This window comes from Nocardia sp. NPDC127526 (assembly GCF_042672265.1).
Lineage (GTDB): Bacteria > Actinomycetota > Actinomycetes > Mycobacteriales > Mycobacteriaceae > Nocardia.
The window spans coordinates 73,180-95,387 of sequence record NZ_JBHXVO010000010.1; the positions used below are offsets into that span (position 1 = coordinate 73,180).

General features: G+C 68.1%; 22 protein-coding genes. 10 read left to right on the plus strand and 12 right to left on the minus strand.

What is annotated here, in order from left to right; translation table 11 throughout:
- Positions 1-33 precede the first annotated feature (33 nt).
- From ACFVIV_RS19140 to ACFVIV_RS19160, 5 genes are read left to right on the plus strand one after another with little or no spacing between them, the layout of a single operon-like run.
- The gene (locus ACFVIV_RS19140) at positions 34-474 is read left to right on the plus strand and encodes a hypothetical protein (RefSeq protein WP_379198010.1); all 441 of its coding nucleotides are present in this window, start codon (positions 34-36) and stop codon (positions 472-474) included.
- Positions 471-707: a DUF2997 domain-containing protein gene (locus tag ACFVIV_RS19145; protein WP_379198011.1), complete on the plus strand. Its 237-nt coding sequence runs from the start codon at positions 471-473 to the stop codon at positions 705-707. Before ACFVIV_RS19140 ends, ACFVIV_RS19145 begins: the two co-directional genes overlap by 4 nt.
- Positions 704-1,540 carry a helix-hairpin-helix domain-containing protein gene (locus ACFVIV_RS19150; RefSeq protein WP_379198013.1) on the plus strand — a complete coding sequence of 279 codons (837 nt, stop codon included), beginning with the start codon at positions 704-706 and terminating at the stop codon, positions 1,538-1,540. The genes ACFVIV_RS19145 and ACFVIV_RS19150 overlap by 4 nt, the downstream gene beginning before the upstream one ends.
- Before the next feature lie 56 nt (positions 1,541-1,596).
- On the plus strand, positions 1,597-2,205 hold the full coding sequence (locus ACFVIV_RS19155) for a 4Fe-4S single cluster domain-containing protein (protein WP_379198015.1): 609 nt from the start codon (positions 1,597-1,599) through the stop codon (positions 2,203-2,205).
- Between the two features lie 30 nt (positions 2,206-2,235).
- On the plus strand, positions 2,236-2,691 hold the full coding sequence (locus tag ACFVIV_RS19160) for a GNAT family N-acetyltransferase (protein WP_379198017.1): 456 nt from the start codon (positions 2,236-2,238) through the stop codon (positions 2,689-2,691).
- 7 nt (positions 2,692-2,698) lie between these two features.
- On the opposite strand, the gene ACFVIV_RS19165 is transcribed toward ACFVIV_RS19160, so the two are convergent.
- Complete coding sequence (locus tag ACFVIV_RS19165) at positions 2,699-3,346, minus strand: Pr6Pr family membrane protein (RefSeq protein ID WP_379198019.1); 648 nt, start codon at positions 3,344-3,346, stop codon at positions 2,699-2,701.
- A 137-nt stretch (positions 3,347-3,483) separates the two neighbouring features.
- Between ACFVIV_RS19165 and hrpA the strand changes: the two genes are divergently transcribed.
- Together hrpA and ACFVIV_RS19175 are read left to right on the plus strand one after the other, a co-directional pair.
- A complete protein-coding gene (gene hrpA / locus ACFVIV_RS19170) occupies positions 3,484-7,938 on the plus strand; it encodes an ATP-dependent RNA helicase HrpA (RefSeq protein WP_379198021.1) in 4,455 nt (1,484 codons plus the stop codon).
- A 46-nt stretch (positions 7,939-7,984) separates the two neighbouring features.
- Positions 7,985-8,251, plus strand: coding sequence for a hypothetical protein (locus tag ACFVIV_RS19175; RefSeq protein ID WP_379198023.1), 267 nt, complete (start codon positions 7,985-7,987; stop codon positions 8,249-8,251).
- A 12-nt stretch (positions 8,252-8,263) separates the two neighbouring features.
- Here ACFVIV_RS19175 and nrdR read toward each other — a convergent pair whose 3' ends face one another.
- The 3 genes from nrdR to ACFVIV_RS19190 form a co-directional block, all read right to left on the minus strand.
- The gene (gene nrdR / locus ACFVIV_RS19180) at positions 8,264-8,740 is read right to left on the minus strand and encodes a transcriptional regulator NrdR (protein ID WP_379198025.1); all 477 of its coding nucleotides are present in this window, start codon (positions 8,738-8,740) and stop codon (positions 8,264-8,266) included.
- 95 nt (positions 8,741-8,835) lie between these two features.
- Positions 8,836-10,119, minus strand: a complete 1,284-nt coding sequence (locus tag ACFVIV_RS19185) for a hypothetical protein (RefSeq protein ID WP_379198027.1) — start codon at positions 10,117-10,119, stop codon at positions 8,836-8,838.
- 212 nt (positions 10,120-10,331) lie between these two features.
- The gene (locus tag ACFVIV_RS19190) at positions 10,332-10,742 is read right to left on the minus strand and encodes a hypothetical protein (RefSeq protein ID WP_379198029.1); all 411 of its coding nucleotides are present in this window, start codon (positions 10,740-10,742) and stop codon (positions 10,332-10,334) included.
- 366 nt (positions 10,743-11,108) lie between these two features.
- Between ACFVIV_RS19190 and lexA the strand changes: the two genes are divergently transcribed.
- Positions 11,109-11,750 carry a transcriptional repressor LexA gene (lexA, locus tag ACFVIV_RS19195; protein WP_379198238.1) on the plus strand — a complete coding sequence of 214 codons (642 nt, stop codon included), beginning with the start codon at positions 11,109-11,111 and terminating at the stop codon, positions 11,748-11,750.
- Positions 11,751-11,818: 68 nt separating this feature from the next.
- Here lexA and ACFVIV_RS19200 read toward each other — a convergent pair whose 3' ends face one another.
- Positions 11,819-12,280, minus strand: coding sequence for a DUF2231 domain-containing protein (locus ACFVIV_RS19200; RefSeq protein ID WP_379198031.1), 462 nt, complete (start codon positions 12,278-12,280; stop codon positions 11,819-11,821).
- Between the two features lie 159 nt (positions 12,281-12,439).
- Positions 12,440-13,153: a TetR/AcrR family transcriptional regulator gene (locus ACFVIV_RS19205; protein ID WP_379198033.1), complete on the minus strand. Its 714-nt coding sequence runs from the start codon at positions 13,151-13,153 to the stop codon at positions 12,440-12,442.
- Between the two features lie 102 nt (positions 13,154-13,255).
- Between ACFVIV_RS19205 and ACFVIV_RS19210 the strand changes: the two genes are divergently transcribed.
- On the plus strand, positions 13,256-13,957 hold the full coding sequence (locus tag ACFVIV_RS19210; RefSeq protein ID WP_379198035.1) for an NAD(P)-dependent oxidoreductase: 702 nt from the start codon (positions 13,256-13,258) through the stop codon (positions 13,955-13,957).
- A gap of 79 nt (positions 13,958-14,036) precedes the next feature.
- Here the strand turns inward: ACFVIV_RS19210 and ACFVIV_RS19215 are convergent, their stop codons facing one another.
- The 4 genes from ACFVIV_RS19215 to ACFVIV_RS19230 form a co-directional block, all read right to left on the minus strand.
- The gene (locus ACFVIV_RS19215) at positions 14,037-14,609 is read right to left on the minus strand and encodes a hypothetical protein (RefSeq protein WP_379198036.1); all 573 of its coding nucleotides are present in this window, start codon (positions 14,607-14,609) and stop codon (positions 14,037-14,039) included.
- A 184-nt stretch (positions 14,610-14,793) separates the two neighbouring features.
- Positions 14,794-16,467 (minus strand): alpha/beta hydrolase, encoded by a 1,674-nt coding sequence (locus tag ACFVIV_RS19220; RefSeq protein WP_379198038.1) that lies wholly within the window; start codon positions 16,465-16,467, stop codon positions 14,794-14,796.
- Between the two features lie 456 nt (positions 16,468-16,923).
- On the minus strand, positions 16,924-17,232 hold the full coding sequence (locus ACFVIV_RS19225) for a hypothetical protein (RefSeq protein WP_379198040.1): 309 nt from the start codon (positions 17,230-17,232) through the stop codon (positions 16,924-16,926).
- A 104-nt stretch (positions 17,233-17,336) separates the two neighbouring features.
- Entirely contained in the window at positions 17,337-18,296 is a 960-nt protein-coding gene (locus ACFVIV_RS19230; protein ID WP_379198042.1) for an acyl-ACP desaturase, read from the minus strand.
- Positions 18,297-18,500: 204 nt separating this feature from the next.
- On the opposite strand from ACFVIV_RS19230, the gene ACFVIV_RS19235 reads away from it, so the two are divergent.
- Entirely contained in the window at positions 18,501-20,111 is a 1,611-nt protein-coding gene (locus ACFVIV_RS19235; RefSeq protein ID WP_379198044.1) for an ABC transporter substrate-binding protein, read from the plus strand.
- 69 nt (positions 20,112-20,180) lie between these two features.
- On the opposite strand, the gene ACFVIV_RS19240 is transcribed toward ACFVIV_RS19235, so the two are convergent.
- Together ACFVIV_RS19240 and ACFVIV_RS19245 are read right to left on the minus strand one after the other, a co-directional pair.
- On the minus strand, positions 20,181-21,011 hold the full coding sequence (locus ACFVIV_RS19240) for a nitroreductase family protein (protein WP_379198046.1): 831 nt from the start codon (positions 21,009-21,011) through the stop codon (positions 20,181-20,183).
- Between the two features lie 8 nt (positions 21,012-21,019).
- Positions 21,020-22,207, minus strand: a complete 1,188-nt coding sequence (locus ACFVIV_RS19245; RefSeq protein ID WP_379198048.1) for a questin oxidase family protein — start codon at positions 22,205-22,207, stop codon at positions 21,020-21,022.
- Position 22,208: the final 1 nt, after the last annotated feature.

A 22,208-nucleotide genomic window follows, 5' to 3' on the forward strand; every position in this document is an offset into this window, starting at 1 on the left:
ACGATTACAAGCGGCGAACGGATACTTGCGACCATGAGCGTCTCCCTGATCCTGCTCCCTCTCGCGATCGGCGCGGTCGCCAAAGCCGCCGCGTCCCAAGGCACGCCCGCGGCGAACGTGTGCACCGTCTCGACCCGGCTGCGGGACCCGCGCCTGCTCACCCTCGCCCTCGGCGATACCGGCGGCCGCGCCACCGTCACCGGCCCCGATGCCATCGACGTCGAATGGGCCGAGCTCGCCGCGCAATTGCGGCGCGATGCCGACGGCATCTGGCAGGCGCACTTCACCGGCACCACCGATGAACAGCGCTGCGTCGACGCCGTACTGGCCGTCGACGCCGCCTACGGCCGCCGCGTCCAGGCCGAGGTCCTGCAGAAGGTCCGCGACCGCGCACCCGCCGCCGGCATGACGCTGGTCTCCGAAACCACCAATACCGACGAGTCGGTGACCATGGTCCTGGAGGTCAACCAGTGAACGAGCCGGTCCGCATCACCGTGACCATCGCCGCCGACGGCCAGGTCAGCGCGCAAACCCACGACACCGTCGGCGCACAGTGCCTGCCCTACATCCAGGTGCTGGAGAACCTGCTCGAGGCCACCACGATCGACAGCGAGTACACCGGCGACTGGTGGAAAACCGAGGCGGCCCAAGTGGTCTCGCACCGCGCTCCCATCGCCGACCCCGCCCGGGTGGACGACCGGCTGTGAACGGCGCGCTGCCCGGAACCCACGGCTGGCGCGTGGCGAACAGCCTGTGGATCATCCCGACCTTCCTGTGCGGGTTCCTGACCTGGACCAGCTTCCTCTACATCGGCGTGCGAACCAAGAACCGCAGCTGGCTGATCAGCGCGGCCGTGTACGCGGCCGCCACGGTGGGGCTGATCGTCCTGCTGAGCCTGGGCGGCCCCACCGACGCCGACATCGCCGCCGGGAAGGCCCCGGCGCGCACCCGCACCCAGGAAACCATCAGCGACTGGGGCAGCGGAGCGCTCATCGCGGTCTGGCTCGGCGGCATCGTCCACGCCTTGCTGGCCCGCCCGCACTATCTGCATCGGCTGCACACGGCGCAACAGCAGCGCCCGCCGATGCCGGTCTACCCCAATCCGATTCAGCATCCGCAGGGGCCGACATGGCTGACCGACGGCCCGCAGCAGTACTGGGCGGGACCATACGATTCGCCGCCACAGCACCCGGTCCCGTCCGGCCCCGCATATCAAGCCGGACCTCCCGTCGATACCTCCCAGCAGGTCACTACGAGGATTCGGCACGCGCGGCCCGCGGTCGCCGTTGCCGCGGCAGGCCGGGTGCCGGTGAATACCGCCTCCGCGGAACAGCTTTCGGCACTGGGACTGGATGCCGGTACGGTGGTCGCCGTCCTCGAGGCGCGGGACAGCGGCGGAATCCGCGATCTGCGGCAATTCTCCTCGGTGTCCGGGCTCAAACCGCACGAGCTGCAACGGATCGCGGATCGACTCGATTTCTCCGGGGCAACCACCGCCGCGCAGCCGCCCCAGGCCCTGGGCCGGAGGCTGGACCTGTGATTCCGGTATCGGTGCGGCCGAGTGAGGTGCCGGGGCATTCGGTGCGGTTGAGCCGCGTGCTCACTGCCACGGAGGCCGAGGGGCCGGGGCGGCGTACCGCGATCTGGGTGCAGGGCTGCACCATTCGCTGCCGGGGCTGTTTCAATCCGCACATGTGGGCGGCGGCGGGCGGCACGGTGGTGCAGGTCGCGGAGTGGATTCCCCGGGTGCTCGACGAGGCGGCGGGAGCCGGGGTGGAAGGCATCACGCTGCTCGGGGGTGAACCGTTCGAGCAGGCCGCGCCGCTGGCTCGACTGGCTGCGGCGGCGCAGGCTCGGGGGCTGTCGGTCATGACGTTCACCGGGTACGAGTACGCCGATTTGACGGAGTGGGCGCGACGGCGGCGCGATATCCGGGATCTGCTCGGGCGGACCGATCTGCTGGCTGATGGGCCGTTCCGCGCGGATCTGCTGGATCGCGAGCGGCCGTGGGTGGGGTCGGCCAATCAGGGGTTGCGGGCGCTCACCGAGCGGTATCGCGGGCTGGAGTGCGTCACGGCGCCGGATCGCGTCGAGGTGCGGGTGGGCGCGGACGGAACCATTGCGGTGAACGGCTGGAGCGATGTGGACGCACTCGACGCGCTGCTCGCCGATCTCGGCACCAGGGGCGATAAACCGTGCCGATAGGCAACCGGTCGGTACCGATAATCTGGCCGCATGCGCATCGTTCTCGACGACCTGTCCGGGTCCGCGGTCATCGCTCTGCTCGAATCCCATCTCGCCGAGATGTACGAGCATTCACCCGAGGACAGCGTGCACGCGCTGGATCTGGTGGCGCTGCGCAAGCCCGAGATCACCTTCTGGTCGGCCTGGGAGGGCGACGAGCTGGCCGGATGCGGGGCGATCAAGGAGCTGGATCCGACGCACGGGGAGATCAAGTCCATGCGGACGGCCGCGAACCGGCGGGGGCGGGGTGTGGCCTCGCTGCTGCTGCGGCACATTCTCGACGAGGCGCGCACGCGCGGCTACGAGCGGTTGAGCCTGGAGACCGGGTCGCCGGAGTTCTTCGCGCCGGCCGTGCGGCTCTACGAGCGGCACGGGTTCACCCGGTGCGCGCCGTTCGCGGATTACGCCGAGGACCCGTATTCCATCTTCATGACGCGCACGCTCTGAGGCTCGGTCACACTCGGGTGAAGTGGGTTTGCCGCGCTTCCCAGCGGCGGTGCACCAGCACGCCCAGGCCCGCCACGAGCAGAGCGAGCACCAGGAAGAACAGCACCATCACCACCAGCCCGATCGACATGTCCAGGTAGCCCTGCTCGCGCGGATCGATGAACGGGTAGGGGTACCAGTCGACGATCGGGCCGCGGACGAGGGTGTAGACGCCGTAGAGGATCGGATAGATCAGCCAGCCGCCGATCAGGCGTGCCGTCAAGCCGATGGCCGCGGGGACCAGCAGCCAGTCCACCAGCATGACGATGGGGATGACCCGGTGCAGCACGGTATTGGTCCACCGATCCTGCATCTGGACGTCGATATCGGCCAGCAGCACGGCGTAGATGATGCCGGTGATGATCATGTACAGCGTCGCCGCGCCGCGGAAGGTCTGCCAGCGCCGGTCCCGGGGATCGAGCAGGCCGCCGGCCAGCAACGCCACCGCCGCGAGGATGTTCGACTGAATCGTGAAGTAGGAGAAGTAGTTCGCGATGGAATAGGTGGGGTTGTCCAGGTTGTGCAGCGGACCCCAGGCCAGCGTGAAAACTCCGAGCACACCGAAAGCGATACGCAGCCCCCGGATCCACCAGGGCGTCCCAGCTGTGGCGATCATGATCGAATCGTCGCACGCCGGAGCCCTGGAACGCGGACGATACGCCGATTCAGCACACTTCCGGCAATCACCTTTGGGCGGTATGCACGACCGTGCCGACCGGGACGGATCCCGGCTTCGCTACCCTTGACAGTGCAATGACCAGGACCGCCGCCACCTTTCGCGAGCTTCGCACCCGCCTGGCCGATCTCTCGATCCGCGACGAATACCGTTTGCGTCGCCGGCTCGACAAGGCCCGCGGCGGCGATCTCACCGATCTCGAAGCCGATATCGATGCCGCCCAGCGCCGTGTCGACGCCCGCCGCGCCGCCGTACCCGCCATCGTTTATCCCGAGCAGCTGCCGGTCTCGGCGCGCCGTGATGACATCGCCAAAGCTATCGCCGAAAACCAGGTCGTGATCGTGGCCGGTGAGACCGGCTCCGGCAAGACCACCCAGATACCCAAGATCTGCCTGGAACTCGGTCGCGGCATTCGCGGCACCATCGGCCACACCCAGCCGCGCCGGCTGGCCGCGCGCACGGTGGCCGAGCGGATCGCCGAGGAACTGGGCACCGAACTGGGCGATGTGGTCGGCTACACGGTCCGGTTCACCGATCAGGCGTCGGATCGCACGCTGGTCAAGCTCATGACCGACGGCATTCTGCTGGCCGAGATCCAGCGCGACCGACTGCTCCGGCGCTACGACACGATCATTATCGACGAGGCGCACGAGCGGAGTCTGAATATCGACTTCCTGCTCGGGTATCTGAAGCAGCTGCTGCCCAAGCGGCCGGATCTGAAGATCATCATCACCTCGGCGACCATCGACCCGGAGCTGTTCGCACAACACTTCAGCGACGAGAACGGCACGCCCGCACCGATTGTCGAGGTGTCGGGGCGGTCGTATCCGGTGGAGATCCGGTATCGGCCGCTGTCGCTGGAGGTTCCGCTCACCTCCGACGATCCCGATGACGAGGACACTCGAATCGTGGACCGCGACCCCACCGACGCCATCGGCGACGCCGTGCGCGAGCTGCTCGGCGAAGGCGACGGCGACATCCTGGTGTTCCTGTCCGGTGAACGCGAGATCCGCGATACCGCGGACACGCTGCGCGATATGAAACTGCCGCGCACCGAGATCCTCCCGCTCTACGCGCGGCTCTCCGCGGCCGAACAGCACAAGGTCTTCAGCCCGCACACCGGCCGCCGCGTCGTCCTCGCCACCAACGTCGCCGAGACCTCACTGACCGTGCCCGGCATCCGCTACGTCATCGATCCCGGCACCGCCCGCATCTCCCGCTACTCCATGCGGACCAAGGTGCAGCGCCTGCCCATCGAACCGGTCTCGCAGGCCTCGGCCCGCCAGCGCTCCGGCCGCTGCGGTCGCGTCGCCGACGGCATCGCCATCCGCCTGTACTCCGAGGACGACTTCGAATCGCGCCCGCAGTTCACCGAACCGGAGATCCTGCGCACCAACCTGGCCGCCGTCATCCTCCAGATGACCGCCCTCGGCCTCGGCGACATCGAGAGCTTCCCGTTCGTGGAGGCCCCCGACAACCGCGCCATCCGCGACGGCATCGCCCTGCTGGAGGAACTCGGCGCCCTGGCCCGCCGCACCGACGACGCCAAACCCGAAATCCCCGACGCCGGACTGGTTCTCACCCCCATCGGCCGCGAAATGGCGCAGATCCCCGTCGATCCGCGCATGGCCCGCATGCTGGTCGAGGCCAACCGCACCGGCTGCCTCGCCGAGGTCCTCATCATCGTCTCGGCCCTGTCCATCCAGGACGTTCGCGAACGCCCCGTCGAATTCCAGCAGGCCGCCGACACCAAGCACGCCCGCTTCACCGTCGAAGGCTCCGACTTCCTGGCCTACCTCCGCCTCTGGGACTACCTCGGCGAACAACGCAAATCCCTGTCCGCCAACCAGTTCCGCCGCCTGTGCCGCGACGAGTTCCTGCACTACCTGCGCATCCGCGAATGGCAGGACCTGCACGGCCAACTCCGCACCATCACCCGCGGCCTCGGCTGGTCCACCACCGCCGACCGCCCCGGCGACAACATGGACGACGCCGAGGGCTCCAGCATCCGCGGCAGCAGCAAGTTCAGCGGGCGCGGCGCGAACAGCCAAGGCCACGGCGACAACTCCGATGAAGGGGAGATCTCCAACGGCCGGACACGCCGCGGTCGTAATCCTCGTGGGCATGGCGAGACGACCGATGAACGCGGCGACAGCGCAACCGGTCTAGGCGGGACCGCCGAAGGCGGAAGCACGAGCCCGCGCGGCACCGGCCGTGGTGGTCGCGGCGGAACTTCCGGCGGACATGGCCGCAATGTCGGCGGGCGCGACGACAATGCCGGCGCGCAGCACGGAGTTCCCACAGCACAGGGCAGCCGGACCGGCGCTGGGAGCACGCTACGGGCGCGGGTCGGCGAGGCCGGGCGACGCGGCGCGAATGCCACGGCACCGGGGCGGGGGCGTGGTGAAGCCGACCAGTCCGTGAAACTGGCGGCGCTGGCAGCGGCCGAGGACGCACTGCCGTGGGACATTACGTCGATCCATCAGGCGCTGCTGGCGGGCATGTTGTCGCATATCGGGGTGCGCGAGGCCGAGTCGCGGGAGTTTCTGGGCGCGCGGAATGCGAAGTTCATGATCTTCCCCGGGTCGTCGCTGGCGAAGAAGCCGCCGCGGTGGGTGATGGCGGCGGAGTTGGTGGAGACGTCGCGGTTGTGGGGGCGGACGGCGGCGCGGGTCGAGCCGGAGTGGGCCGAGCGGCTCGCGGGGGATCTGGTGAAGCGCACCTATTCCGAGCCGCACTGGTCGTCCAAGCGGGGGGCGGCGCTGGCGTACGAGCGGGTCACGCTGTACGGGATTCCGCTGGTGACGCAGCGGCGGGTGGACTTCGGGCGGATCGATCCGGAGCTGTCGCGGGAATTGTTCATCCGGCATGCGCTGGTGCAGGGCGAGTGGCAGACCAAGCACGAGTTCTTCGCCGAGAATCGCGAATTGCTGGAGGATGTGGCCGATCTGGAGCATCGGGCCCGGCGGCGCGACATCCTCGTCGACGACGAGGTGCTGTTCGAGTTCTACGACCGGCGGATTCCGGCGGATGTGGTGTCGGTGCGGCACTTCGACAGCTGGTGGAAGAAGACGCAGCGCAAGGAACCCGAGCTGCTGAACTTCACGGCCTCCACGGTCGTGAACGAGGATGCGGCACTGCTGGATCCGACCTCTTACCCGGACAGCTGGCGGCAGGGCGAGCTGACCTTCCCGCTCACCTATCAGTTCGAACCCGGGCAGGCCGATGACGGTGTGACCGTGCACATTCCGGTCGCGCAGCTCGCCCATGTGCGGGCCGTCGGATTCGACTGGCTGGTCCCCGGCATGCGGGAGGAGCTCGCCACCGCGCTCATCAAGACGCTGCCGAAACAGTTGCGGCGCATGGTCGTTCCCGCTCCGGACTTCGCCCAGGCCGCCCTGGCCGAGCTCACCCCGCGCGCCGAACCGCTGCGCACCGGGCTGGCTCGCGAGCTGTCGCGGCTGGGTTCGGTCACCATCACGCCCGCCGAGCTCGATCCGGCCGGCCTGCCGGATCACCTGCGCATGACCTTCGCGGCCACCGACCCCTCCGGTACGGTGATCGCCCGCAGCAAGAGCCTCGCGGAACTGAAAACACGACTGGCGGAACAGGTTTCGAAGTCCGTCGCGCGCGCGAACACGGCTGCCGAACGCGCACCGGCCACGGTGTGGACCTCGGAGTCGCTGGGCTCGCTGGAACCGTCGGTCAAGCGCCAGGTCGGCGGGCAGACCATTACCGGCTACCCGGCGCTGGTCGCCGAGCCCGAGGGCGTGGCCGTCCGGGTGCTGAGTTCCCCGGCCGAGCAGGCCGCCGCCATGCGCGTGGGCACCCGCACCCTGCTGCTCAATGCGCTGCCGACCACGGTCCGCTCCGTCACCGCGAGCCTGCCGCCCACGGATCGGCTGGCGCTCAGCCAGAATCCGTATGGGTCCCTGGACGCGCTGGTGGAGGACTGCCGCGCGGCGGCCGCCGATGAACTCATTGCCGCGAACGGCGGACCGGTGCGCACCCCGGAACAGTTCAAGGAGCTGCTGGAGCAGCTGCGGCCGCAATTCACCACGGCGGTGGCGACCATCGTCCGCACGGTGGTGCCGGTCCTCGCCGAGGCGCACCGGGTGCGGTCCGCGCTGGCCGACAGCCGCAATCGCGAAGTGGCCGAGGATGTCTCGCATCAGCTCGACGATCTGGTGTTCCCCGGCTTCATCTCCGAATGGGGCACCGCCCGATTGCGGGAACTGCCACGGTATCTGGAGGCCGCGCGGGTGCGCCTGGAGGCGCTACCGGAATCGGCCAACCGGGACCGGCAGGGCATGCTCGAACTCGATCGCGTGCACGCCGCCTACGACCGGCTCGTGGCCGCGCTGCCCGAGGGCCGCAAGGGCGGCCGCGACGTGGTCGAAATCTGGTGGATGATCGAGGAATTGCGGGTCAGCCTGTTCGCCCAGCAACTCGGCACACCGTATCCGGTGTCGGCCAAACGCATCGAGAAGGCCATCGACGCCGTGCGCAAGGCTCCCCCGCCGCGACGCTGAACCGCCGGGGATGGACTCGGATTCGCACCGGATGCCATGGTGGTCCATGTCCCTTCCCGGCGTGTACACCACCGACCACGTCCCCGGCTCCCCCGATACCGAGATGGCTGCGGGCTGGATCGTCTGGGGCTATGCGAACGATCTGCCCAAGGCCATGGCGATGATGCAGAACATCGCCGCCCGCGATCACGCCGATGGCATCGTCGGCGCACGCATCACCGCCAGTACGAGTGCCAGCGTCAGCGTCAGCGGCCTGAGCCGGTCGGCGGCCACCTATGTCTGCTACGGCACGGCTTTCCGCTGGCGGCGGTGAGTCGGTCCCGGCTCAGTTGGAGCCGGCGCCCACGGCATTGTCCGCGCGGTGCTTGCGTAGCTCGGCAATCTCGCGCTCGAAATCCTCTGCGGAACTGAAGGATCGGTACACCGAGGCGAACCGCAGGTAGGCGACCTCGTCGAGATCGCGCAGCGGGCCCAGGATGGCCAGGCCCACCTCGTGGCTCGGGACTTCCGGGGAGCCCTTGGCGCGCACCGCATCCTCGACCTGCTGAGCCAGCAGGTTGAGCGCGTCGGAGTCGACCTCGCGACCCTGGCAGGCGCGGCTCACACCGCGGATGACCTTTTCGCGGCTGAACGGTTCGGTGACGCCACTGCGTTTGACGACCGAGAGAATCGCGGTTTCGACCGTGGTGAAACGTCGCCCACATTCCGGGCAGGCACGTCGCCTCCTGATGGCGGTGCCTTCCTCGGCCTCACGCGAGTCGACAACCCTCGAATCGGGATGGCGACAGTACGGGCAATGCATCCGGAATCCTTCGTCGGTGCCTGAGCTCCTCAGCAATCTCGAGGATACCCGGGTGGGCGCGGTCACCGTGCGTCCGCCCGGGTAAGGGGTCCCGATCAGACGGTAACCCGCCATTGCTGGGTCATATCGGCGAGCAGGTCCGGCAGGCGGGCGAGCAGGCGGCCGGTGGCGAGTTTGGCCGGGAAGGGTTCGGCCAGAATCGGTCTCGCGACGGCCTCGTTCGCGCAGAGTTCCAGGTAGCGCGGCAGCAGATCATTGGTGATGTAGTGCCACCGCGTGTCGCGGTCGGCCCAGTTGAAATCCGGGAGCGGGGCGCGCAGCGCGGCGGTGCCGGCGGTAATGGTCACGGGGGCGAACACGCCGGGTGCGCGGACGCCGGGCACGGCGGCCTTGCCGGCGATGGTGCTGACATAGGTCATGACCCGGCCCATGGCGCCGCGGCCCTGGGCGGTGACATCCCACTGATCGGCGATGATCTGATTCTGTTCGCGGTCGGTCATGCGCACGGCGGCATCGGCCAGGCCGGCGGGGGTGCCGCCGTCGATGCCGCGCCAGGCCAGGATGGCGTTCTCGTCCAGGACGCCGGCCCGGTACATCTCCTCGACCCCGGCCAGGCCGTCGGCCGCGTACGCCTCGTGCATGGGGACCTGGTCGATGAAGATGTGCTTCTGCATGATCATCAGCCGGGTCTGGTACCAGGCCAGGTCCGCCGGGGTGAGGCGCGCGCCTTCCAGGCCCAGGGTCCGGATGTCCGAGGGCAGCGCGTCCGCCAGTTCGGCCGGCGTGCCGCGGAGCAGATCGGCGACCGTGCTGCCGAGCTGGTGCACGCCCGGGAGGCCGATGAGGGCGGAGACATCGCCCATATCGAAGAATCCGGAGGCGAAGGAGCCGCCGGCCAGACCGGCCAGGCCCGTCCAGAAGTAGTCCGGGTGCTCGTTGTTGAGCCGCAGGTAGTTCACGTACACCTGGGTGAAGGTGCGGGTGTTCGCCGCGACGCCGCGTGGGGGATCCCAGGCGGCGAGGTCGATATCGGCGTGTTCGGTGGCGACGACCAGCCAATACTGGTGCAGCAGCGTGGCGTACCGCTGCGGCGGCACGCCGGCGGCGCGGGCGGTGTCGAGGGCGGTGCGCAGTTCGGCCGCGTCCAGGGGCAGGGCCGGATGCAGTCCGCCGCCGCGCTCGCCCTCGCCGTTGACCGAGGGCAGATCCAGATACGCGGCGTAGGCGGATTCGGCGTGCGCCGCCGGGAGCGCGCCGAATCCGAGCATCAGGCAGGCGAGGAGTCCGGCGAGCCGGAGGAAATCGGAGATCCGGCGCGGTCGGCCCGCCCGGGGTGAACCGCCGCGTGCCGGCCGTATTCCGCCGGTGCCATTGGACATTGCGCCCCCTGTCGAGATGCGCGCCGATCCCCTGCGGACCGGCGCGAATGTAGCCGCTGTCACATCTCGGGGCACGCTAACAACAGGTTTCAGTTTTCAATCTGCATTTTCGGCCATACCCGTGGCCGTGCATCCCTATCGGTCGCGCGGCTAACCTTCGGCGATCGCACCATCCCCTGTGCGATCGCTGCGGTGCGCGCGGGAGATCGGAGCTAGCGCGGGAGGGCCGGGGCCATTTCGACCGCGGGGGTGGTCTCGGAATGGAAGTCGCCGGTGCGCAATTGCGCCAGGCCGATGAGACCGGCCACGGCCAGGGCGCTGACCAGCGCGGTGATGGCGAGCGCGGCGAAGCCGGCCTGGGCGCGCTGCACGCGGGTCAGCGGATGGAGGCCGCGGGCGCGACCACCGGCGTGTCGCGCGACGACATGGGGGCGTGCCGTGCGGACGCGCTCGCGCGTGGCGACCGGATGCGGGCGCGCGGCGCACTGCCGCCGATCGGCCACGGGCCGCCGCGCGGCTTCGGCGCCGCGGGTGGGCGCGCCGCCGGCGCGCAGCTCCCACGGAATGCTGTCGAAGCCGAGATCGCTTCCGAGAGTATCGAATTCGCTGACCACAGTGCGCATCGAACAAACCTCCAAATGGACGGGACCGGTTGCACTGGACGATTGACTCGCTCATGTGTTCGAAGAACTGATGTTCGAATTTCTACCACGCCGGGCCGACAATGTCAGCTATCCACGCGACATGCGTCGAACAGATGTTTGATCACCGGGCTTGCGCGGACTACAGTCGAGGCACGAGTTCTCCGGCAGGCCTTACGCACGCCGTCCGGGGAGCGAATTCCGGTGAGACACAGCAGTGAACGGAGGACTGCGGCGGTGAGCGAACACGGCGGTGTGGCAGGTGAGGACGGGCCGGTCGGTCTCGCTGGCGACGGCACTACCGAAACATCGGGCACCGGGGCGGATCTCACCTCCCGGCAGCGCAAGGTGCTGGAGGTCATCCGCACCTCGGTCAGCGACCGCGGCTATCCGCCCAGCATCCGGGAAATCGGTGACGCCGTCGGCCTGACGTCGACGTCCTCGGTGGCGCACCAGCTACGCGCCCTGGAACGCAAGGGCTATCTGCGCCGCGACCCCAATCGTCCACGCGCCGTGGATGTCCGGGGCCTGGACGAGACGGCGGTGCGCGCCACCTCCGGCGTGTCGCAGCTGCGCGCGGTGGCCTCGGACACCGACGCCGCGGGCGATCACCCGATCCCGACCTATGTTCCGGTCCTGGGCCGGATCGCCGCCGGTGGGCCCATACTGGCCGAGCAGGCGGTGGAGGATGTGTTCCCGCTGCCGCGCGAACTGGTCGGCGAGGGGTCGCTGTTCCTGCTGAAGGTCGTCGGGCAGTCGATGATCGATGCGGCCATCTGCGATGGGGACTGGGTGGTCGTGCGGCAGCAGAATGTGGCCGACAACGGGGACATTGTGGCCGCCATGATCGATGGCGAGGCGACGGTGAAGACGTTCAAGCGCACCGGATCTCAGGTGTGGCTGATGCCGCACAACCCGCTGTTCGAGCCGATTCCGGGTAATGACGCCCAGATTCTCGGCAAGGTTGTCACGGTTATTCGCAAGATTTGACCGTGCCGCACTGCCGTGACCCGGCGGCCGCCCCGCAGACCGGGCGCCGGGTCACGACAGTCGCGTTCTCACTGGACCACCCCGGTCCAGACCGCCCGGGAGCCCGTGTCGCCTACTCGATAGGTGTGCACCGTCGCCGCCGCTCCGGCCGCGACGGCGAAAACCGCGATCACCGCCAGTATCGCGCGGCCGAGCGGGCGATTCCGCTCCGCGCGCAGGTGCGTCACGACGACCAGGGCGGCCGCAATCACCAGCGGGACAACGAAGTACAGCATGGTGCCCCCCAGTTCGGTGTGCTTCGCTATCGCTGGGGTCGACCCGATCCGGTCCTCCAGCCACTCCCCCGCCTCGGTGGTGATCGGAGTGAGCGCTACGACTACGACCGCCAGAATCGCGGTGGGCCAAACCAGACGGCTGCGGGCGGCGGGCCACAGGGCGCACAGGATCACGAGCGCCGCCGTCAGGGGGACGAGCACGACCAAGCCGTGGACCAGCAGGACATGCGCGGGCAGACCACGAAATGTCGACATGGCGGGACCCTCGATTCGGTTGGGGCTGGCGGCATACCTGAACAACGTATGTCGAGGGGGTGGGGTTCGCTTGTGATGTGGGGGAAACGGCGTGGTGCCGAGAGTGTCGAGGGCTGGTCTGATCGGGGACCCGCCGAATGACGCGTGGTTCGGCTGACGTCAGGGGGGTGGGGTGAGGCCGAGTTCTCGGATTAGGTGGTTCATTTCGGTGCGGTAGAGGTTGGCGGGGTTGGTGGTTTGGGTGCGTAGATGGCCGAGGACTTCCAGGGCTACGAGGCCGTGCATGCGACCCCAGGTGCGGAGGGCCAGGGCGATTGCTGTCGGGGGGAGGGTGGGGAATTCTCGGCGGACGACGGTGGCCAGGGATGGGTCGAAATCGTTCCAGTCGAAGGGCTCGTCGGCGTACCGGGGTTCGGCGGTGGGCCAGGCGCCGGCTATGAGGCCGACCAGGCCGGTGCAGGCTCGGTGGAGGGCTTCGGGGGCGGGGCCGCCCTCGGGGGCGCGGTAGCCGGGGACCGGATCACCGTAGATGAGGAGGAAGCCTTCTTTGTTGGTGATGACCCAGTCGCGGAAGGCGGTGGCCCAGGCCATGATTCGGGCGGCGGGGGCGTCTTGGGGGTGGGCGTCGCGGGCGGCTTCCACGGTGTTTACGAGGTCGCCGTATACCTCGGCGATCAGGGCGGTGACCAGGTCGTCTCGGGTGGGGAAATAGCTGTAGACGGCGTTGGGGGTCATGCCCATGTCGCGGGCGATGGCGCGGAGGGTGATGGCGCCGGGGCCGCTTTCGGCCATCAGGCGCAGGGCTACCTCTTTGATCTCCGCGGTGGTTTCGGAGCGGCGGCGTTCGCGGCGGGTGGGGGTAGCGCTGGTCACGGGGACCACCCTATCAACGGCGTGAGGAAACTGAGCATTGTCAAAATACTTCACGGCGTATAGTTTTCTCACGCCGCATCAATTTGGATCGCAGGAGTTGGGATGTTCATCGGGATCATCGGCGCCACCGGCAATGTCGGACGGCTTGTGCTGGGTGAGGCATTGGAGCGCGGGCATCACGTCACCGCGTTCACTCGGGATATCGCGCGGGCGGAGGTCGAGCATCCGCATCTGACGTGGGCGGAGCTGGACGTGTTCGACTCCGCGGCGGTGGCGGCGCGGTTGCCGGGGATGGATGTGCTGATCAGCTGTTATCAACCCGGTAATGCCGCACGGGATTTCGATGCGACCGTGTCGGAGTCGATCGCCGATCCGACGGTGTACGCCACGGTGGCGCGGTCACTGCTGACGGCGCTCGAGACGCATCCGCGCACCCGGCTGCTCGTGATCGGCGGGGCGGGGAGCCTGGAGTTCGCGCCGGGACGGACCACCGTGGACGACGAGGAGCGGCTGCTCGCCGTCATGGACGAGATCGGGCTGCCGCGGGGATACGCGGCGGCGGTCCGCGGGCATCGCGATGCGCTCGATGCGCTGCGCACGTCGAATCGGCTGTGGACCTACCTCAGTCCGGCGGGAGAGATCGGGCCGGGTGAGCGCACCGGGCGCTACCGGATCGGGACCGATCAGGAGATCGTGGACGCCGAGGGGCGCAGCCGGATCTCCTTCGCCGATGCCGCGGTCGCGCTCGTCGACGAGGCCGAACTGCCGCGATTCGTGCAGCGGCGCTTCACGATCGGGTACTGAGCTTCACAATCGGGCGCTGAGCAGAGCGGCCCGCCATGCCATCGGGCAGAGCGGGCCGCGTTCGGCTATGACGCGTCGGCTACGGGGCGGCGTCGCCCACCGGGCGGGTCGGCACTTCCTCGGGAACCTCGATGCGCGACATGAGCACGGTGGTCTCGTTGTCGCCCGGAGGGTTCGAGGCATCGCCGTCGGCCGGGAGGGGCGCGACGGCCGGGTGCACGAAGCCGAACAACTCGTACTGAGCGCCCACGGTCATGGCGGCCGTGGCCTTGTCCTGGGCGATGAAGCCCAGGTTGGTGCCGATGACGCGGCGCAGGGATTCCAGCCAGCGATGGTCCAGAACACGGCAGTCGGCCCACGGGAAATACTCGAGGCCGGTGCGCAGGTAGAACCGGTCGCCTATGCGGGCGTGCCGCAACAGGTCCAGGACCCAGGCGTCGATGCGATTGGGCTGGGCATTGCGGTAGATCCGGCTCAGGGGTGCGACGGTGGCGTTCGACGCCTCGTCGAAGGAGTTCAGCAACTCTTCCGAAAACTCGTCCACCCGGACGAAACCGACGACGTCGAGACCCTGCAGTTGTTCCGGAAGTTGGGCGGCTAACCTGCGCTCGTCATGCAGTTTGAACTTCCTATTGATGTTCTCTGTGCGCATTTGTCTCCGCTTCCAACCTCTGTTCCCCGGAACATTAACACGGAACCAACCGTTTCAAACCACACTTGGTCCCATGCCCAGATCAAGATTGCGCAACGTGCACTAGGGGTCCGCTATCAGCGCGTTAATTGACCGCGAGCACAATAGGCGCGGTCCGCGGACTGCCGCGCAGGTCATCGCGCGACTAGCGGCGATAGGCGCCGGTAATGATCTCGCCCTGGGTCTGTAAAGCCGGATTGTCGCGATCCCAATAACTTCCGTGCGCACCCGGATCAACGGGTATGTCGCGCAACAAAGGGACGTCGAATGTTGCCCCGGCGGAGTCGAAAACCGTTGCCCCGAAACCGGGATCGGTGGGTGTCGGACCATGCGGCAAACGTCCGGCGACCGGAATGGGATCGGCGGGGTCCGCGGTGGCGAAGACATGCGCCCCGTTGCGCTCCGGCACCAGCCCGTCCAAGCGCAGTTCGAACACATCATCGGCCGCGACTCCGGGACTGCCCGCGAAGATGAGCTCGTCGGCCGCGAGCGAGCCGCCCGCGGTGGCGGCCGTGCCGATGACCGTGCTGCCATAGCTGTGCCCGATCAGAGTGTTGTGCGAAGGCAAGCCGTCATGGGCGGCGCGCAACCCGTCGGCGAATCGATCCAGCGCGGGCGCACCGGCGTCGGCGTAGTGATCGAACATGGCCTCCCCCAGTCCGGGCGGGGCGTCGTAGCCGTACCAGGCGATCACCGAGGTCCGAGCCATCGGATCCGCGCGCTCGGCCGCGGACTGCAACGCCCCGGCGCGCGCCAACCCGAGCGCGATCCCGCTCAGCGGTGCACCCGTCCCGGGAACGAAGGTCGCGACATGGCGTGCGGAGTCCGGATTGGACAGCGCGATGGCTCCGTGGCCGCGACTGTCGACAGCGAGCAGGAACCGATCGCGATGACCCGGGCCGACCTCAGCGGCGATGGCTTCATACCCGGCGATCCGGGTCAGCAGCTCCGCCCGGCCGGCGTCCCACTCCCGCAACCGAATCCAGTCGTGCGTGGTGGTCGGCAGGTTCTCCGCCCGCGCCCAGTCCGGATGCGGCGCATCGAGCTTCGCCAACTGGAACCGCGCGTCGGTGTGCAGCCGTTCGAGGCCGAGCCGGTTGTAGTGATCCCTGGCGACCGCCGGGATGCCGTCCCGATTACCGATCATCGGGTCGTAGGCGAACAGCGCATCCTTCTCCGCCGGGCTCAACGATTCCCACAGCGCGCACAGCGCTTTCGGCTCCTCGGGCAGGAGCGCACGCCCGTCGATGATGTCGGCCACCCGGCTCCCCAGCGGTCCGCCCTGCGGTGCGGCGCACAGCGCGTCCAGTGCCGCCGATGCCTCGGTGAGACGCGCACCGATCTCACGATCGGTGTCCCCGGCCAGATCCAGCAAGGGGATGAGCCTGGCGGTCACCGACTGCGCCTCGGCGTCGAAGCAGGCTTGCAGCGCCAGATCCAATGCGGGATTCCCGCTGTCGGCGCGCGGTGGCTCAACCGTCCCGTCCTCGGCCACCACGCATCCGTTCGCAACAGCCTCCGCCTCGAGTGCGAGCACCGCGGCGCGGAGTCCGGCCAGCCCACCGGCATCGGCCAGCGCGTCGGCGATATCCAGCACTGCCGCACCAATGTGGTTGGCCGTCAACTGCGCGGCGACCGCCCGTAACGAGCCCGCAGCGGCGGCCTCCCCCTGCCAGTCGCTCAGCGCGGTATCCACGTGCCGCCGCACCTGCCCCATGGCCGCACCGAACCGCAGATTCGCCGCCACCAGAGCCGCACTGGCAACGCCCGCAATCTCCGGATGCCATCCGCGAACCTGCGACATCATTGCCCGAGACATGCCCCTCCCATGCCGTCTGGTCATTCGCCGCCCCGCCGCCGACCTCCCGTGTCAGCCGCCACCTCAATCGCCCCTGCCAGCCGCGCAGCTGTAACGTCGCACGAGCCATGCCCTCCTCGTGCAATGCGATGATGCGGCTGCTCCTCAGCGCCGAATGGCCGTCTCCTCGAGTGCCACAGCTCCTTCCGCGCCGGCCAACGCCGCAGTGGCCGCTGTCGCTGCCGCCGCAAGCAGTCCCTACGAAGCGACAACGACACGGGTCCGCCGGTTTATGCGTGAGCGAGCGCCATATCGAGCTCGACGGCCAGGGCGCACTAAACCGCCACTGCCAGTGGGCATACGGGCCCCGCTCAGGCAGTCGTCCAGCCGCCGTAGCCATCCCGCATCCGCCGCAATGCGCCGTCGACCGGTCCGGCGGCTCGGCACGACGAGCCGTACCGCCAGGTCACCGGGTGGTCATGCGGGGCCGGTCAGGTATTCGTCCAACTGGCGTTCGAACGCCTCGTCGGCCGCTTCGTAAGTGACGGCACCGTGGTCCGCGACGGCGGCCACCTCGGACAGTTCGCCCGCCAGCTGCCGTAGCGCTGTCAGTAGTGGTTCGCCTATTCCTACGGCCGCGGCGCCGATGGCCGAATTCGGCATGGCGCGAGCGACTTTCGCTACCTGGTCCACCGGATCGATGGCGGCTATGGCTGCGGATTCGCCGCGGATGCCGGCTGCCATGACTCGGAGCGCCGCTACGTCGGCGCGCAGTATGTCCCCCATGGTCCCCTCCTTCGAGGCGAACCTAACAGTTCGAGAGGTTCGGTGCTCGGCACAGCGCGAGTCTGTGGACAACTCCTCGGCTGTCCACAACCGCTACCAGCCGATCAAGCGGATTCGCGTTCGCGTTTGGCGGCTTCTCGTGCCAGCATGCGGTCGCGTTGTTCTTCGAAGCGGAGGACGTCCTTGGCCATCTGCTCCAGGAAGAGCCCCAGTTCTTCGCGGAGTTGTTCGCCGCGGGCGGTGAAGTCGGTGCGGTCGAAGATGTTCCATTTGCGCAGGACGGGCTGGACCACCTCTTCGAGGTGCTGGCGGAGGTCGTAGATGCCGTGTTTGGCGATCAGGACGCTGTTGCGGCGGAAGTTCGGCATCTCCGCGCCGGGCATGCGGAAGTTTCGGATGATTTCGACGATGGCTTCGAGCGCGTCGTCGGGGGCTACGTCGAGGGCCGCGCCGCAGATATTGCGGTAGAAGACCATGTGCAGGTTCTCGTCGGCGGCCACGCGCTGCAGGATGTGGTCGGCTATGGGGTCCTCGCAGACCCGGCCGGTATTGCGGTGGCTGACGCGGGTGGCGAGCTCCTGGAAGGTCACGTAGGCGACGCCGTGCAGGAAGCTGTTGTCGCCGGTGCCGGTCGGATTGTCGACGCCGTGGGACATGCAGATCATGCGCGCCTGTTCCAGGGCGACCGGGTCGACGCCGCGGGTGACCACCAGGTAGTCGCGCAGCACGATGCCGTGCCGGTTCTCCTCGGCGGTCCAGCGGTCCACCCAGGTGCCCCAGGCGCCGTCGCGACTGAAGGATTCGGAGATCAGCCGGTGGTAGGAGGGCAGGTTGTCCTCGGTGAGCAGATTGGTGACCATGGCGGCCTTGGCCACCTCGCTGAGGGCGGATTGCTCGGGCTCCCAATCGATTCCGCCCATGGCGGCGAAATTCCGGCCCCGATCCCACGGCACATAATCGTGTGGATGCCACTCTTTGGCCATCGATAGATGCCGGTTGAGATTCTGTTCCGCAACCGGTTCCAGCTCTTTCAGCAATACCCAGGGCGTCAAGGTTTTCGCCACAGTATGTCCTGTTCTCAGACTGTGCTGTTCTCAGACGTTCGCCGCCCGACCCCTTTGTCGCCCGCGAGCCTACTCGTTCGAGCGGTTCCGGTGCGGAGAATGTTCGGCCACAAGCATTGGATTCAGGGCGAACCAGACCGGCGACAGGGCGATACGCGGGAAATAGCGTCACGCGCATCGTTACCAGTCAACCCGGAGAACTCGATGAAACGACCCGTGGCCCTGTTCGGCGCGCTCGCCGCGACGGCGACGCTCGCCGCCTGCGGCGGCTCCGATTCCAGCGCAGGCGATCCGGCGGGACCGCCGCAGCCGGGCGGAACCCTGCGCTACGGACTGTCACTGGCGCCGACCTGCTCGGATCCGGCGCAGTCCAATACCAATCAAACCCTGTACGTGACACGGCAGATCGTGGATTCGCTCACCGATCAGGATCCGGCCACCGGTGAGATCACACCGTGGCTGGCGCAGAGCTGGCAGGTAAGCCCGGATGCCAAGTCCTTCACCTTCACGCTGCGCCCGGGGGTGACCTTCAGTGACGGCACACCGCTCACCGCGGCATCGGTGCAACAGAATTTCGACGCGGTGCTGAAGACGCTCACCCCCGCGAAGGCGGCGCTCGCGTCCAGTTATCTGGCCGGGTACACCGGCACGACGGTGGTGGACCCGCTCACCGCGCGGGTGGAGTTCGACCGGCCGAACGCGCAATTCCTGCAAGCCACCTCGACACCGCAGCTCGGCATCCAGGCCGCGGCCACGACGGCGAAGCCGGCCGATCAGCGCTGCCTCGGCGACAATATCGGCAGCGGGCCGTTCACCTACGCGGAGTACAAGCAGGGTCAGTCCGCCGTGCTGGCCAAACGCACCGGATACAACTGGGGCTCCGCGGTTTTCGGACATCAGGGCGAGGCGTACCTGGATCGCATCGAGTTCCGGGTGGTGCCGGAGTCCGGTGTGCGGACCGGCAGCCTGACCTCCGGCCAGCTGGATGCCGTCAGTGACGCCCTCCCGCAGGACGCACCGCAGATCGAGGCCGCGGGCGGGCGGGTGCAGGTGACCTCGAATCCCGGTGTGCCCTTCGGCATTCAGCCGAATGTGACGCGCGGCGTACTGGCTGACGCGGCGGTGCGGACGGCGCTGCTCACCGCGATCGACCGGCGCGAGATCGTCGATACCGTGCTGGGGCCGCAGTACAAGACGGCCACCAGCAGCCTGGCCTCGAGGACTCCCGCCTACCTGGATCTTTCCAGCAAGCTCGGCTACGACCCCGCGGCGTCGGGCCGGGTGCTCGAGCAGGCCGGGTGGGTGCCCGGTGGTGACGGCATCCGGACGAAGAACGGTGAGCGACTGTCCTTCGCGGTCTCGTTCACCAGCGCTTTCGCCGGAAATCAGGCCATCCTCGAACTGACCCAGCAGCAGTTGCGCAAGGCCGGTATCGAATTGCGCCTGCAACCGCTCGCCGATGCGGAATACACGGCGCGACAGGGCAGCAAGGATTTCGACGCGCTCTACTACAACACCACCCGCGCCGACGGCGATATCCTGCGCACCAACTTCGGGCTGGAAGGACGGAATTACAATGTGCGCGGTCCGATTCCGGCGCTCGACGATGCCCTCACCGCCGAGCTGCAGACGGTGGATACCGCCGCGCGCGCCCAGTTCCTCGGCAGGGCGCAGCAGTTGGTGCTCGAGAACGGCCTGCTGATTCCCACCGTGGAACTGTCGCAGGCGGTCGGGGTGTCGAATGCGGTCTCGGATCTGAAGTTCGAGGCCTCGGCCCGGCTCCAGTTCTACGACGCCTGGTTGCATCGGGACTGATCGCGAAGCAAGGCTCTCCAAATAGCAATGGCCCGGCTGTCTTTCGACAGCCGGGCCGTTTCCTTTCCGCTATTTCAAGGGGAACCCCTGGCGGTTGAAGGTGTTCCGGATGCCCTGGCGGCCGTGCAGGCTCTCCTTGGTCGAGATGCGGCCCGCCAGACGGTTCTTCACCCAATCCTCGGGGAGTTCCTGTTCGCGGTAATAGGTATTGATGCGGTCGAGGTAATCGGCGAGATCCTCGGCGGCGGGCGGGGTGTAGGTATTGCGGTGCACCACCACGCTCTGCCCGTACCGCGGCTTGATATCGGCCGGGTCGGCGGGATCCGGAATCCCGATGGCCAGCCCGTACACCGGGAAGGTGTGCTCGGGCAGCCCCAGGGCCTCGATCACCGCGTCGATCTTGTTGCGCAGCGCGCCGACGAAAGTGATGCCGTAGCCCAGGGATTCGGCGGCGGTGGCGGCGTTCTGCGCCGACAGGGTGACGTCGATGACGCTGGACAGGGCGCTGTCGAGATATTCGGTGGCCTCGATGGTGTGCCCATTGGCGCGGGCCAGCTCGATATTGCGGGACCAGTCGGCCAGCCACACCAGGAAGACGGCGGCGTCGTTGATCAACTGCTGCCCACCCGCCAGCTCCGCCAGCCGCGCCCGCAGCGCCGGATCGTCGACGACCACCACGCTGGTGAACTGGAAATTGGCCGAGGTGGAGGCGGATTGCGCGGCGGCCACGATCACCGCCAGCTCGGACTCGCTGATCTCGCCGGGAAGGAAGCGCCGCACGGTGCGATGGCGCAGCAGCAGCTCGAGGGTCGGGTTTGCGACCCCGCCCGCCACCGGGGCCTGCGCACCGTAGCGCTTGTGCAGCTGCTCCTGGAGCACGGTCGAGAGCACATCGGTCATGTGTGGTCCTATTCGTTCGGGGGTTCGTCGAAACTGGCGGGCAGGTCCGGGGTACGGGTGAACTGGCCGGCCGCGTGCCGGTGGGCGCTCCACTGGTCGGCGTCCCACCAGGCGCGCAGCACGAAGACCAGCTTGGGATTGTGCTCCTCGTCCTCGAGCCAGGCGCGGCGCGCGCTCACCTCGAATTCGGCGGCGCCGGTGAGGGTGTCGGCGGTGGCGTCCGTGGTGTACAGGCGGGCGAGCTCACGCAGTTTGTGCGCGGTCGGGAATTTGCGCTCGGCCGCGGTGATGATGCGCAGGCCGGCCCAGAACAGTTCGTACACAGCGTCTTCGGCCGCCGGCGTATCCAGGGTGTCGGCAATGACCTCGAGGGCGAACAGCGAGGTGATCAGGTGCAGCACCACGAAATCGCCCGGCTGCGACAGATACAGCAGGGTCACCGCCCGCCGGACCTGCCTGCGGCGTTCCGGGCCGGGCAGCCGGTGGATCCACGCCGGGTTCGCGGTCAGCTCGGGAATCCTGGTGATCGCCACTCCGGCCACGCGCGCTTGCAGGCCGGAGCGGTTCAGTTCGGGATGCAATTCGGTGAAGCTGTTCGTATCCGCGATCACCGATTCGACCGCGCCCCGGAATATCTCGTCCTGCGCCCAGCTCTCGCTCAGCCGCAGCAGCGATTCCAGCGGATCGGAGGCGTCCGCGGCGGGCGGGGTGTGCTCGTCATCGGCCACGCGCACGAAGGAGAAGGCCAGGTAGGCAAGCGCTTCGGCGGTCATGCCGGGATGTTCGGCCCAGATCGCCCAGCCCAGATGGATGGTGGCGTGGGTGAAGGCGCCGATCCAGCCGTCCAGCAGTTCCGGGGCGTACTCGGCGACCGCACCGGAGATGCCCCTGGCCGCGACCTCCCTGTCGAAGAAGGCGACGTAAGCGCTGAAATGCGTGCGCTGCCCGATGAATTCGCGCCAGTTGCCCGCATCGATCACCAGGGCCGAGGGCCGCTGCGGTTCGAGCGGAAAGCCGTAAGGCGTCAGCTCGGCATAGCCCTTGTAGTAGTCGCGAATGATGTGTTCGGGTGCGCCGATCGCGGCCAGCGCCACGACGGCGTGTTTGACGTGATTCGTCAGGTGACCATTGAATTCGATGTGATGGCTGCGATCGTCGAGCAGATCGGCGACCTTCGCCACGGCCTCGGCCGTCATA